Origin of the sequence: Pantoea sp. App145, from assembly GCF_047947045.1 — a bacterium.
Classification (GTDB): domain Bacteria; phylum Pseudomonadota; class Gammaproteobacteria; order Enterobacterales; family Enterobacteriaceae; genus Pantoea.
Genome location: NZ_CP133294.1, coordinates 40424 through 52802 on the forward strand (window position 1 = coordinate 40424; position 12379 = coordinate 52802).

A 12379-nucleotide genomic window follows, 5' to 3' on the forward strand; every position below is an offset into this window, starting at 1 on the left:
ATCCCATGCGGACTTCTGGCCGCTGACATAGTGGCTACCAACCTTTAGTCACCCCTCTTCACAAAACAAGAACGCGCATTGCACAAATAACCTTCACACTAAGGGTGCAAAACGCGCTTTTTCTGCACCCCGATAATGCCTCCTGTCAGATGCACCTGCGGTCGGGCACGCCATCGGCAGGCTGTTTCTGGCCTGCATCACCTCATTTTCTGGCGTGAGCGTCAGTCTGTGCCCGTGTTTCTCATTTTGAGAAATCGGCTATCGAAAATCAGTAATGACACTTTCCGCGCTTTGGCGCTGCTCTTGCTACATCAGTCCCATCTGTTTTTGTTGATTACCTTTTCATTTAACGGTGGAGACTGGTATGGATCGTTCCCTGGCACGACTGATCAATAAGTATGCTTTAACCGCATTGTTATTAGGCTGCGCTTCTTACAGCTATGCAGGAAAACAGAATGATACCCTGGTGTATGCCTCTGATAATGAGGTGGAAAACATCAGCCCTTACCATAACAACCTGCGCGAAGGGGTGATTCTGGCGCACATGGTGTGGGACACCCTGATTTATCGCGATCCGCAGAGCGGGGAATATAAACCCGAACTGGCATCAGACTGGAAATGGGAATCCCCCACCTCGCTGTTGTTGCATCTGCGTAAAGACGTGAAATTCCACAATGGCGATCCCTTCACCGCCGACGATGTGGTTTACACCTTCCAGAGTATTGCGGGCCCCGGCACGGCATCCGTGGTGCCGCAGAGCGTTGACTGGATCGATCACGTCGAAAAAGTGGATGACTACACTGTACGTCTGCATCTGAAAAAACCTTTCCCGGCGGCACTGGAATATCTCTCCGGGCCAACTCCAATCTATCCGGCAAAATATTTCCAGAAGGTGAAGCTCGAAGGTTTCAGTAAAGCGCCAATCGGCACCGGACCTTACCGCATTGTTAAAGTGATACCCGGTCAGGGCGTCGATATGGTGAAAAATCCCGACTACTTCAAAGAAAGCCCGGTTGGCCAGCCGAAGATTGGTAAGATCAATTTTGTCGTGATCCGCGATCCGGAAGCCCGTGTCGCCCAACTGATGACCGGCCAGGTGGACTGGATCTGGCGCGTGGCAGCTGACCAGGTCGAACCGCTGTCCGCCATGCCAAACATCGCGGTGAAAAGTGGTGAAACGATGCGTGTTGGCTTCCTCGCCCTGAACACCAATGCCAGCGGTCCGGAAGGGGTGCCGATGAAGGATCTGCGCGTGCGTCAGGCCATTAACTACGCCATCAACCGCCAGGGGATTGTTGATAACCTGGTGCGGGGCGGCAGTAAGCCGGTCTACACCGCCTGCTTCCGTGCCCAGGTTGCCTGTAATGACAGCCAGGTCACGCACTACAACTATGACCCGGCCAAAGCCAAACAGTTACTGGCGGAAGCGGGTTACCCGAATGGTTTCGATACCGACCTGTGGGCCTATCGCGAGCGCGACTATGCTGAAGCCATCATCGGCGATCTGCGCAAAGTTGGCATCCGCGCTCGTCTGCACTTCGTCCAGTATCCGGTCATGGCAACCGCCCTCAGCTCAGGACAGGCACCGATGGCGTTCAACACCTGGGGATCGTTTTCTATCAACGATGTCTCGGCGTTTACCACCCCCTATTTTGGCGGCAAAGGCAGCGATATCTGGAAGGACAGCGAGCTGACCGCGATGCTGCAAAAAGCAGATGCCACAGTGGATGCGCAGCAGCGCAGCGAACAATATGCCGCCGCGCTGGGACGGATCTCTTCCCAGGCCTATATGGCCCCGTTGTTCTCCTACTCGACGAATTATGCCTTTAACTCGGAACTGAATTTCCAGGATTGGCCAGATGAACTGCCGCGCTTTGCGCAGGCCAGCTGGAAATAGTCAATGGCCGGGGGCTGCGGCTGTTGCTCCCGGATACCACGCCAATAAGGAACGAACCCATGTTGCGCTTTATCTTTCATCGATTGCTGGTGGCGCTGGCTGTGCTGTTCACCGTGGCGGTGGTCAGTTTTTCCCTGCTGCACCTTTCGGGTGATCTGGCGATAGCCATCGCCGGACCGGACGCCAGTGCGGAAACCGTCGAACAAATCCGCGTTCAGAACGGGCTGGACCAGCCGCTGGTGACGCAATTTTCGCACTGGTTCTGGTCGGCACTGCACCTGGATTTTGGTCGCTCATTCTATTTTGAAAATACCGTGATGGAACTGGTCGGGCAGCGCATGCCGGTTACGCTCCAGCTGGGTGGCGTCGCGCTGTTGCTGGCGCTGGTGGTGGCGATTCCGCTCGGGGTACTGGCGGCGGTGTTCCGTGATAGCTGGGTGGATCGTTGCGCCATGTTTATCTCGGTACTGGGTCAGGCTATCCCCAATTTCTGGTTCGCGCTGGTGTTGATTCTGATATTCGCGGTGGGGCTGAAGTGGCTCCCGGTCGCCGGAAACGGCAGCTGGCAACATTTTGTCCTGCCCGCAGTGGCGCTGGGCTACTACGCCATGCCATCGCTGATGCGCCTGACACGCTCCGGCATGCTGGATGTGCTGGGCGCGGATTACATCCGCACCGCCCATGCCAAAGGATTAAGCGCTTTCAAAGTGGTGGTGAAACATGGCCTGCGCAACGCCATTATCCCGGTGGTGGCGCTGGCGACGGTCGAGCTGGGTTTTATGCTCGGTGGTTCGGTGGTGATCGAATCCGTTTTCTCTTTGCAGGGGCTGGGCCAGCTGGCCTGGGACTCCATCTCGCGTAATGACTTTCCAGTGGTGCAGGCCATCGTGCTGATCATCGCCATCTTTTATATCGGGCTGACATTTCTGGCGGATGTGCTCAATGCGGTGCTGGATCCGCGTCTGCGCAGCAAATAAGGGGCTTCCATGAAAACATCAATGGCAGGAACAATGAAAAACAGCATGAGTCCGGAATCCGGCCTGTTGCCCGAGCCGTCTCCCTGGCAGCGTGTGTTCCGGCGGGTGCTGGGTCATCACAGCATGACGCTGGGCGTCGTTATCCTCGGCGTTATCGTGGTGCTGGCGATTCTGGCACCGCTGATCAGCCCACATGACCCCTATGCCCAGGACGTCAGCAACCGGCTGATACCGCCGGTGTGGTTTGAAAAAGGTAATTGGGATCACCTGCTGGGCACCGACAAACTCGGACGCGATTACTTCAGCCGTCTGCTGTATGGCGCGCGCGTGTCGCTGACCATCGGGCTGGTGTCGGTGATGTTATCCGGCTTTATCGGTATCACCCTCGGTATTCTGGCGGGTTACTTCGGTGGTCGGGTGGATGCGCTGGTCAGCTACATTCTCACGGTACGGCTGGCGATGCCGGTGATCCTGGTGGCGCTGGCGCTGGCCTCGCTGATTGGCGGGTCGGTAAAAGTCGTGATTGTCTTGCTGGGTCTGCTGCTTTGGGATCGCTTTCTTATCGTTTCACGTTCGGTCACGCGGCAACTGCGTGAGGCTGAATTCATTGCGGCGGCCCAAACGCTGGGGGCTTCCTCGTGGTTTATTATGCTGCGCGAAATTCTGCCAAATCTGCTCGGGCCACTGACTGTGGTTGTGACGCTGGAAATTGCCCACGCCATCCTGCTGGAAGCCACGCTCTCCTTCCTCGGCCTGGGTGTGCAGCCGCCGATGCCTTCATGGGGCCTGATGGTGGCGGAAGGTAAAGCCTATATGTTCTTCCAACCCTGGGTGATTTTGATCCCCGGTGTGGTACTGGCATTGCTGGTACTTAGCATCAATCTGGTCGGTGATGGTCTGCGTGATCTCACTGCGTTAGATGGGCGTAATTAAGGAGGTCAGGCCATGAGCCACATCACTACCGACACACCACTGCTGGAAGTCAAAAACTTGCAGGTGAATCTCAAGACACCACGCGGCACCCTGCATGCAGTACGCGGCATTGATTTCAGTGTGCAGCGCGGGGAAATGCTTTGCCTGGTGGGTGAATCCGGTTGCGGTAAATCAATGACTTCGCTGGCGTTGATGGATCTGCTGCCACGCAATGCCCAGCGTCAGGCTGACAGTATGCGCTTCAAAGACACCAATCTGCTGTCTCTCGGGCGACGCGAACGCGCCACGCTGCGCGGTAATGAAATGTCGATGATTTTTCAGGAGCCAATGACCTCGCTCAACCCCTCATATACCCTCGGAGAGCAGTTATGCGAAACCCTGCTGGCGCATCGCAAGGTTTCCCGTGCCGAAGCGCGTGACCGGGCGGTTTATCTGATGGAGCGCGTCGGGATTCCGATGGCGGCGGATCGCCTGAAACAGTATCCCCATCAGCTTTCCGGCGGGCTGCGTCAGCGCATCATGATTGCCATGTCGCTGATGTGTGGCCCGGATTTAATTATCGCCGATGAACCCACCACCGCGCTGGATGTCACCATCCAGGCGCAAATCCTGCGTCTGCTGCGCGAGCTGCAACAGGAAATGGGTATGGCGGTGATCTTTATCACCCACGATTTAGGCGTGGTGGCACGCATTGCCGATCGCGTGGCGGTGATGTATGCCGGTCAGATCGTCGAGACGGCACCGGTCAATGATCTGTTTCATCAGCCCCAGCATCCTTACACGCGTGGCTTGCTGGGATGTATTCCGGTATCCGGTCGCACCTTACCGGGCCAGCCATTACAAACCATCCCTGGCGTGGTGCCCAATCTGACCGGACCGCAGCACGGCTGTGCTTTTCGCAACCGCTGCAATCAGTGTCAGGAAAGTTGTAGCGAAACGCCGCCTTATCAGTCCGTCAACGCACAACATCGGGTGCGTTGTGTGCGCCCCATCGCTGTTGGGGAGGGGGTATGACAGAAATGAACACAGCATTCCCGGTGCTGCCGCATATTGCCGGTAATGAAGATATCGCCCTTGAACTGTGCGCGCTGAGTCGCAGCTTTCGCCTTAATCGCGGCTTATTCAAGCCACCGGCGGAGATCCTTGCCGTGGATAATATTTCGCTGCGCATCCGGCGTGGTGAAACCATGGGGTTGGTGGGCGAGTCGGGCTGTGGAAAAAGCACGCTGGCGAAAATGTTGCTGGGGTTACTGCCCCCCACATCAGGCAACGTGCTGATTGAAGGGCGCGAGGTCGATGCGGTGGATCGCCGCAAAATGAGCGCCCGCATCCAGCCGATTTTTCAGGATCCTTTCTCTTCACTCAATCCAAGGCGCACGGTTTCCGATGTGGTGGAAGTGGCATTGCGGCTGCACAACATTGGCACTCCGGCAGAACGCAAAAAACAGGTGCGTGAGATGCTGGATATGGTGGGCATGCCGTCGCGCACCCACAGTCAGTATCCGGGCCAGCTTTCCGGTGGGCAGCGTCAGCGCGTTGCCATTGCCCGGGCGTTAATCCTGCGCCCGGAGATTTTGATTTGTGATGAGCCAACGTCAGCGCTGGATGTTTCGGTACAGGCGCAGATTCTCAATCTGTTGCTGGCGCTGAAGCAGGAGTTTTCGCTGACCTATCTGTTTATCAGCCACAACCTGTCGGTGGTTGAGCATCTTGTTGACCATGTGGCGGTGATGCGCAAAGGCAAAATCGTTGAGCAGGGCACACGCGAACAGATTTTCAGTCGGCCACAGCATCCGTATACCCGGGCGTTGCTGGCTTCGGTGATGACCCCTGAGCCTGGGCTGGGCATCCCGGAAATTACCCTCAACTGAACAGGGCAGTCAGACAATTATTGAAAGGAGCAAACCATGACTCGTGAAAGCGCCCTGCAAGCCGCGCTGGACTATTTCCACTCCGGCGAATTTCGCGAAACGCTGAATCGCCGCATCGCGTACCGTACCGAAAGCCAGAATCCGCAGCAGGCGGCTACACTGATGGCGTATCTGGAAGAAGAAATGATCCCTTATCTTGCGGGAATGGGGTTCAGCTGCCTGATAGTGGCGAATCCCGAGGCCGGGAAAGGGCCGTTTCTGCTGGCGCGTCGGCTGGAAGACGATGCGGACTTTACCCTGCTCAGTTATGGCCACGGGGATGTGGTACCTGGCGATGAAGACAACTGGCGCAGCGGTCTGTCGCCCTGGGAGCTGCACGCGGAGGGCAACCGCTGGTATGGCCGTGGCACCGCCGATAACAAAGGCCAGCACAGCATCAACCTGGCGGCGCTGGCGCTGGTGCTGAAAGCGCGTAACGGGCGGCTGGGTTATAACGTTAAATTGATTCTTGAGATGGGCGAGGAAGCCGGGTCGCCCGGGCTGGAGCAGGTTTGCCAGCAGTACCGCGACTGGCTGGCGGCAGATTTATTTATTGCCTCGGATGGTCCACGCGTCACGGCGCAGCGTCCAACCCTGTTTCTCGGCTCGCGTGGGGTGTTCAACTTCTCGCTGGTGATTCAACTGCGAGACGGCGCGCATCACTCGGGTAACTGGGGCGGACTCCTCAGCAATCCAGGCATTCGGCTGGCGCATGCGATTGGCTGCCTGGTGGATGCCCATGGAAGGATTTTGTTGCCGGAATTACTGCCGCCGCCGCTGTCAGCTACTATCCGCCATCACCTCAGTGACCTGGAACTGGGCAACGCACCGGGCGATCCGCAAATCGCGCCGGAGTGGGGCGAGCCGGGGCTGAGTGCGGCAGAAAAACTCTATGGCTGGAATACGCTGGAAACGCTGGCGTTAACCAGCGGCACGCCGGATAAACCGGCGCATGCCATTCCCCCGGCGGCCGTAGCGCACTGCCATATGCGCTACGTGCCAGGTAGCGATGTCGATAACTTTGCCAGCCATATCCGCCGTCATCTGGATCAGCATGGATTCAATGATGTGGCAATTATCGACCCGGTTAACTGCTTTAAGGCCACGCGCATTGATCCTGATGATGCCTGGGTGGACTGGAGCGTTGCCTCCATCCAGCGTTCGCTGGGGAAAAAGGCGGCGGTGCTGCCTAATTTCGGTGGCGGCTTACCCAACGCCTGCTTTCTCGATACCTTTAATGTGCCGACATTGTGGCTACCGCATTCCTATCCTGCCTGTTCTCAGCACGCCCCCGATGAACATCTGCTCGCTGACCTCAGCTGCGAAGCGCTGCAACTGATGACCGGCCTGTTCTGGGATCTGGCTGAAGAAGGGTGGGAGGTCATGCAAACCCGTGGTGGCTGACAAAACGGAGGCCCGCAATGCATAACAACGAAATTCGTTACTTTATGGCGGTGGCGACCACCGGTTCGATCAGCGCCGCCAGCCAGCAACTGTTTGTCGCCATCTCTGCCATCAGCCGCCATATTCAGCGGCTGGAATCGCGTCTGGGCATGACGCTGTTCGAACGCAGCCCGCGCGGGATGCAGCTCAACGATGCCGGCCATATTCTGGCAAACCATGTGCGCCGCAGTATGGCGGATATGGAACTGGCAATGGCCGAGCTGAAGGGGATCAAAGCCGCTGATCAAACCACCATTCGGGTGGTTTGCACCGACGGGCTGGCGTTTAATCTGCTGCCGAATCTGATGGCAAAGTTTCGTCTGCTGCATCCGCGCGTCAGTTTTGTGCTGACGGTAGGCACCGCCCGACAGGTGCCGGATTTGATTCGCAACGGTGAGTGTGATTTGGGGATTAAATTCAGCCTGTCACCTGAGACCGGGGTTGAGGTGCTGGCTTCATTTCCCTCGCCGGTGCTGGTGTTTATGAAGGCTGACCATCCGCTGGCAGCACGTGATATTCAGCTGACCGATCTCAATGATTGGCCGGTGGTGCTGCCGGACCAGTCGGCTACCATTCGTCAGCTGTTTGATCTCTCCTGTCGCATGAATAACGTGTTTATCGACCCGATATTCACCAGCAACCATTTTTCAACTTTGTATGAGTTTGTCTGCAAAACCCCGCAGGCGATCAGCGTTAGCAGCCATTACTCCATCATGTATAGCGCGCGAAAAGATGGCTTGATCATCAAATCCATCAACCGCGATCAGCTCAGTCAGCGCAGCCTGCAACTTCAGACCGAAATGGGTATGCCACGAACGGCGATACTGGATACCTTTTTTGTCTTTCTGCGTCAGGAACTGCACCAGCTTGACCAGCAATGTCGTGACGATTTCGCATTGCAGTTCCGTTAAACAACGTTGCCCGGCAGGGAAGGCCGGGCAACGTTTTCCTGCTGTCTGGCGATCAATCAGCCGTTGCGGAAAATATAGCTATACGCGCTGAGGGCTGGCGCACCACCCAGATGGGCATACAGCACTTTGGAGCCTTCCGGGAATTCGCCGTTACGCACCATATCAATCATGCCCTGCATGGATTTGCCTTCATAAACCGGATCGGTCAGTACCCCTTCGGTACGGGCGCACAGACGAATCGCTTCCAGCGTGCCTTCGCTGGGTAAGCCGTATTCCGGTCCGCCATAGCGGGTATCCAGCACCACGTCTTCTTCAGTGATTTCGAGTCCCAGCTCCACCAGGTTGGCGGTGTTCTGCGCAATACGCAGGATCTGCGCTTTGGTTTGTGCCGGTTTCGCCGAGGCATCAATACCGATAACGTTGCGTGCACGTCCATCAGCCGCAAAGCCCACCACCATGCCCGCCTGGGTACTGCCGGTTACTGAGCACACCACGATGTAATCAAATTTGAATCCCAGCTCTTTTTCCTGCTGGCGCACCTCTTCGGCAAAGCCAACGAAGCCGAGGCCACCGTACGGATGTTCCGAGCAGCCCGCCGGAATTGGGAACGGTTTGCCGCCGTTTTCTGCGGCTTCTTCCATTGCCTGTTTCCAGCTTTCGCGGATACCGATATCAAAACCCGCAGAATCGAGACGCACATCTGCCCCCATGATGCGGGAAAGCTCAATGTTACCAACACGGTCATAGACGGCATCGGAATAATTGACCCAGTTTTCCTGCACCAGCACACATTTCATACCGAGGTGTGCGGCCACGGCGGCAACCTGACGAGTCTGGTTAGACTGAACGCCACCAATCGACACCAGAGTGTCACAGCCCTGAGCCAGCGCTTCGGGGATCAGGTACTCCATTTTGCGCGTTTTGTTACCGCCAAAAGCCAGGCCGCTGTTGCAGTCCTCGCGTTTGGCATAAATTTCCACTTTCCCGCCCAGTTCAGCACTCAAACGTTTCATCGGTGTAATCGGCGACGGACCAAATGTCAGAGGATAGCGGGGGAACTTTTCAAGATTCATTGTTTATCTCCGGGAAATAAATTGGTACGCCATTAATTTTCAGCGCTATTAATCGTGGTGACGAAATAACAATACCCTGGTGAGTGTGTTTTTCACATTTCGTTTTAACCTGATTTTTTCTAATAAATTTTAATAGATTCACTATTTCATTGAGTAAAGTTTCGTTTTCACCCGTATTGATGAAATAAAATTGCGTGTCGGCAGCTGGAAAAACAGGTTCTCTGCATGGTTTTTGAATTTAAGTTCAATAAATTCATATGGTTATGGTTGCGTAGTCAGTCAGGCTCGATGGGTGGCAAAACGGTGCTTTCCTGCCATCGCTAAAATTGAATTGGCGGGTTTGATAATGCTATTTATCTGCTAACCCTTTTCCTCATCCGAATTAATTTATGACTGACAATGCAAACAAAACTAAAGGCATCATTTTGCTGGTGGTGGCTATCATTTTATGGGGGTGTAACTGGCCAGTGATGAAAGCCGGTCTTTCACATATCACGCCTCTGTGGTTTTCAACATTACGTTTTTCCAGTAGCGCGCTGGTGCTATTTTTATTGCAGTTCGCCACCGGAAAAATACGCATCCCTGGCCGCAGTGAATTTCCGATCATTATCAGCGTGGGTGTTTTGCAGATGATGGCATTTACCGCGCTGGGTTGTATTGCGATGAGTTTTCTCCCGGCGGGGAAATCGGCGGTGCTGGCCTATACAACGCCCTTATGGGTGGTGCCGGCTTCGGTTATTTTCTTTCGGGAGAAATTAACAACGCTCCAGTTATCCGGTGCCTGTACCGGTTTTATCGGCATTCTGGTGTTATTTAATCCGCTGGCAACCAACTGGCATAATATGACTCAGCTGGTTGCCAATGGATTATTATTACTGGCTTCATTGTGCTGGGCGATTTGTATTTTGCATTTACGTCGTAATCGGTCGCGCCTCAACGCTTTTGAGCTGGCACCCTGGCAGATGCTGCTTGCCTCGCTGCTGTTGCTGCCGCTGACATGGGTGTTCGAAGGGGGATGGAGTGGCGATAACTCCGGCGCGTTGCTGGCTATCACGTTGTTTGTCGGCCCGGTCGCCACAGCCTTTTGCTTCTGCGCTGTCAATGCGGCCAGCGCCTGGTTGTCCAGCGTGACGCTTTCATCAATGATGCTGTTTGTGCCGATCACCGGGCTGATTGTCTCCGTCATCACCCTGCATGAAGATCTGCCGCTGTCGTTACTGGCAGGTTCATTGCTTATTGCGCTGGGGATCGCGATTATGACCCGGAAAAAGGCAAGGCAGAATCATAAAGGTATTTGTGTGGTGGAAAATACTTCGCGCAGTCCAATAAAAGAACGAATCTGACGTACGCCAGGAAGAAATAACAGCTGCTCGGCATGGAGTTTATTAAAACTCTGATTATCAGCGGTGCGAATTAACATAATATAATCAAATTCGCCGCTGACCATATGGCACTCCATGCAGCCTCTTATTTTACTGACCGCACCTTCGAAGTCTTTAAATGATTCCGGCGTTGAACGATCCAGTACCACACCGATCATCACCACCAGTCCGGCATTAAGGGTGGATGGGTCGAGTAAGGCCACATAGTTCTTTATAAAGCCGAGTTTTTTCAAGCGCTCAACCCGGCGCAAACACGCGGGAGGACTCAGGTTGATTTTATCTGCGAGGGCAACATTGGAGACTGAACCATCGCGCTGTAAAATACGCAAAATCGCCATATCAAAGCGATCCAGCGTTTTATCATTCCCCAGCGCGTCGGTGCTTTTTTTCTTCTCCATGATTACTCACCTGTATAATATGATTTTCTTATTTTAATCATACTGTACTCTTATATTTTTTTGAGGACGCATGATTTCCTTGTTTGCATCCTGTCATTGGAATATAAAAAAATCAATTAAGATACTCATCCATTTCCGTAATCCTCTGAAGGTGAAAATGGCAGCCATTGACAGAATTATCGCTGAACGACTGCGGCAACTGAGAAAATCATATGGCTGGAGTCTGAGCGAGGCGGAAAGAATGACCGGCGTCAGTAAATCGATGCTGGGACAGATTGAAAGAGGGGAATCCAGCCCAACACTGGCAACTATCGAAAAAATTTCCGTTGGTTTTAAACTGACCTTAAAAGATTTTCTCAATCTGCAATAACACCGGCGCGCCAGTCGCAGAGGGCGTCTGGCGCGGACGGCGAGATTAGGCCGCGACCAGCGAGGCGAACTTCGCGATATCCACGTTTCCGCCGCTGATAATGATGCCAATCCGTTTGCCTTTCAATTCCTCCGCATGCGCCAGCGCAGCGGCAAAACCCAGGCAGCCGGTGGGTTCAACAATCATCTTCATTCTTTCCGCAAAGAAGGTCATCGCGCTGATCAGCTGCTCATCCTGCGCGGTATAAATGTCCGTGACCAGTTGACGAATCAGCGGAAAGGTCAGATTGCCGAGATGCTGGGTCTGCGCGCCATCAGCGATGGTTTTTGGCGTATCGATATGTACGATTTCGCCTTTACGGAACGATTGCTGACCGTCGTTACCCGCCGCCGGTTCAACACCGAATACCTGACACGCCGGAGAAAGTGCCGCAGCGGCCAGCGCCGAGCCGGAGAGCAGGCCTCCGCCGCCGAGCGGCGTAAAAAGGGCATCGAGTTCACCGACTTCTTCAAACAACTCTTTGGCGGCCGTGCCCTGACCGGTGATGATGTCCGCGTGGTCGTAGGGCGGGATCAGGGTCAATCCGTGCCGTTCTGCCAGTTCCCGACCAATCTGCTCACGATCTTCGGTATAACGGTTGTATGTGACAACGTTGCCACCGTAGCCGCGTGTGGCCGCTACTTTTGCCGCAGGTGCATCCTCTGGCATCACAATGGTGGCCGGAATGCCGAGGATTTTCGCTGCCAGGGCGATGCCCTGCGCGTGGTTTCCCGACGAAAAAGCGACGACACCCGCTGCTTTCTGTTCATCACTGAACTTCAATAGCGCATTCAATGCGCCTCTGAATTTAAACGCGCCCATACGCTGAAAGTTTTCACATTTAAAGAAGATCTGCGCGCCTGTCAGCGCATCTGCTGTGCGGGAGGTCATCACCGGGGTACGGTTGAGATATGGCGTAATGCGTTCTGCGGCGGCCTGAACATCGGCAAAGGTAGGGAGCGTCAATGCAGTCATGCTTTTTACCTGTGTGAGAATTTTGCACCAGTAATGGATTACAAAAAGTATAGTTTTAGACAATGAATCTA

The 12379-nt window shown here is 54.6% G+C and carries 12 protein-coding genes; 9 read left to right on the forward strand and 3 right to left on the reverse strand.

The window, feature by feature from the left end; genetic code table 11:
* Nucleotides 1–364: 364 nt before the first annotated feature.
* The 7 genes from RCF31_RS26825 to RCF31_RS26855 are packed head-to-tail and all read left to right on the forward strand — an operon-like array spanning nucleotide 365 to nucleotide 8071.
* Nucleotides 365–1897 carry an ABC transporter substrate-binding protein gene (locus tag RCF31_RS26825; RefSeq protein ID WP_416414733.1) on the forward strand — a complete coding sequence of 511 codons (1533 nt, stop codon included), beginning with the start codon at nucleotides 365–367 and terminating at the stop codon, nucleotides 1895–1897.
* Nucleotides 1898–1956: 59 nt separating this feature from the next.
* Nucleotides 1957–2874 (forward strand): ABC transporter permease, encoded by a 918-nt coding sequence (locus RCF31_RS26830; protein ID WP_084879424.1) that lies wholly within the window; start codon nucleotides 1957–1959, stop codon nucleotides 2872–2874.
* A gap of 9 nt (nucleotides 2875–2883) precedes the next feature.
* A complete protein-coding gene (locus tag RCF31_RS26835) occupies nucleotides 2884–3807 on the forward strand; it encodes an ABC transporter permease (RefSeq protein WP_416414734.1) in 924 nt (307 codons plus the stop codon).
* A 12-nt stretch (nucleotides 3808–3819) separates the two neighbouring features.
* The gene (locus RCF31_RS26840; RefSeq protein WP_416414735.1) at nucleotides 3820–4821 is read left to right on the forward strand and encodes an ABC transporter ATP-binding protein; all 1002 of its coding nucleotides are present in this window, start codon (nucleotides 3820–3822) and stop codon (nucleotides 4819–4821) included.
* A complete protein-coding gene (locus tag RCF31_RS26845; RefSeq protein ID WP_416414736.1) occupies nucleotides 4818–5678 on the forward strand; it encodes an ATP-binding cassette domain-containing protein in 861 nt (286 codons plus the stop codon). Before RCF31_RS26840 ends, RCF31_RS26845 begins: the two co-directional genes overlap by 4 nt.
* Nucleotides 5679–5714: 36 nt before the next feature.
* A complete protein-coding gene (locus RCF31_RS26850; RefSeq protein WP_416414737.1) occupies nucleotides 5715–7121 on the forward strand; it encodes a M20 family metallopeptidase in 1407 nt (468 codons plus the stop codon).
* Between the two features lie 17 nt (nucleotides 7122–7138).
* Entirely contained in the window at nucleotides 7139–8071 is a 933-nt protein-coding gene (locus RCF31_RS26855; RefSeq protein ID WP_299454528.1) for a LysR family transcriptional regulator, read from the forward strand.
* A gap of 56 nt (nucleotides 8072–8127) precedes the next feature.
* Here the strand turns inward: RCF31_RS26855 and RCF31_RS26860 are convergent, their stop codons facing one another.
* Nucleotides 8128–9144: a 1-aminocyclopropane-1-carboxylate deaminase gene (locus tag RCF31_RS26860; protein ID WP_416414738.1), complete on the reverse strand. Its 1017-nt coding sequence runs from the start codon at nucleotides 9142–9144 to the stop codon at nucleotides 8128–8130.
* A gap of 389 nt (nucleotides 9145–9533) precedes the next feature.
* Here RCF31_RS26860 and RCF31_RS26865 point away from each other — a divergent pair, with 389 nt between their 5' ends.
* Complete coding sequence (locus RCF31_RS26865; RefSeq protein ID WP_416414739.1) at nucleotides 9534–10487, forward strand: DMT family transporter; 954 nt, start codon at nucleotides 9534–9536, stop codon at nucleotides 10485–10487.
* Here RCF31_RS26865 and RCF31_RS26870 read toward each other — a convergent pair.
* Nucleotides 10427–10924 carry an Lrp/AsnC family transcriptional regulator gene (locus RCF31_RS26870; protein ID WP_416414740.1) on the reverse strand — a complete coding sequence of 166 codons (498 nt, stop codon included), beginning with the start codon at nucleotides 10922–10924 and terminating at the stop codon, nucleotides 10427–10429. The genes RCF31_RS26865 and RCF31_RS26870 overlap by 61 nt on opposite strands.
* A gap of 70 nt (nucleotides 10925–10994) precedes the next feature.
* Here RCF31_RS26870 and RCF31_RS26875 point away from each other — a divergent pair, with 70 nt between their 5' ends.
* Nucleotides 10995–11294 (forward strand): helix-turn-helix domain-containing protein, encoded by a 300-nt coding sequence (locus tag RCF31_RS26875; protein WP_416414741.1) that lies wholly within the window; start codon nucleotides 10995–10997, stop codon nucleotides 11292–11294.
* Between the two features lie 45 nt (nucleotides 11295–11339).
* On the opposite strand, the gene RCF31_RS26880 is transcribed toward RCF31_RS26875, so the two are convergent.
* On the reverse strand, nucleotides 11340–12308 hold the full coding sequence (locus tag RCF31_RS26880) for a threo-3-hydroxy-L-aspartate ammonia-lyase (protein WP_416414742.1): 969 nt from the start codon (nucleotides 12306–12308) through the stop codon (nucleotides 11340–11342).
* Nucleotides 12309–12379: the final 71 nt, after the last annotated feature.

What these genes read in the sequence shown, in the direction of transcription:
- RCF31_RS26825 (WP_416414733.1), top strand. Translation starts at nt 365, where the DNA reads ATGGATCGTTCCCTGGCACGACTGATCAATAAGTATGCTTTAACCGCA.
- RCF31_RS26830 (WP_084879424.1), top strand. Translation starts at nt 1,957, where the DNA reads ATGTTGCGCTTTATCTTTCATCGATTGCTGGTGGCGCTGGCTGTGCTG.
- RCF31_RS26835 (WP_416414734.1), top strand. Translation starts at nt 2,884, where the DNA reads ATGAAAACATCAATGGCAGGAACAATGAAAAACAGCATGAGTCCGGAA.
- RCF31_RS26840 (WP_416414735.1), top strand. Translation starts at nt 3,820, where the DNA reads ATGAGCCACATCACTACCGACACACCACTGCTGGAAGTCAAAAACTTG.
- RCF31_RS26845 (WP_416414736.1), top strand. Translation starts at nt 4,818, where the DNA reads ATGACAGAAATGAACACAGCATTCCCGGTGCTGCCGCATATTGCCGGT.
- RCF31_RS26850 (WP_416414737.1), top strand. Translation starts at nt 5,715, where the DNA reads ATGACTCGTGAAAGCGCCCTGCAAGCCGCGCTGGACTATTTCCACTCC.
- RCF31_RS26855 (WP_299454528.1), top strand. Translation starts at nt 7,139, where the DNA reads ATGCATAACAACGAAATTCGTTACTTTATGGCGGTGGCGACCACCGGT.
- RCF31_RS26860 (WP_416414738.1), bottom strand. Translation starts at nt 9,144, where the DNA reads ATGAATCTTGAAAAGTTCCCCCGCTATCCTCTGACATTTGGTCCGTCG.
- RCF31_RS26865 (WP_416414739.1), top strand. Translation starts at nt 9,534, where the DNA reads ATGACTGACAATGCAAACAAAACTAAAGGCATCATTTTGCTGGTGGTG.
- RCF31_RS26870 (WP_416414740.1), bottom strand. Translation starts at nt 10,924, where the DNA reads ATGGAGAAGAAAAAAAGCACCGACGCGCTGGGGAATGATAAAACGCTG.
- RCF31_RS26875 (WP_416414741.1), top strand. Translation starts at nt 10,995, where the DNA reads ATGATTTCCTTGTTTGCATCCTGTCATTGGAATATAAAAAAATCAATT.
- RCF31_RS26880 (WP_416414742.1), bottom strand. Translation starts at nt 12,308, where the DNA reads ATGACTGCATTGACGCTCCCTACCTTTGCCGATGTTCAGGCCGCCGCA.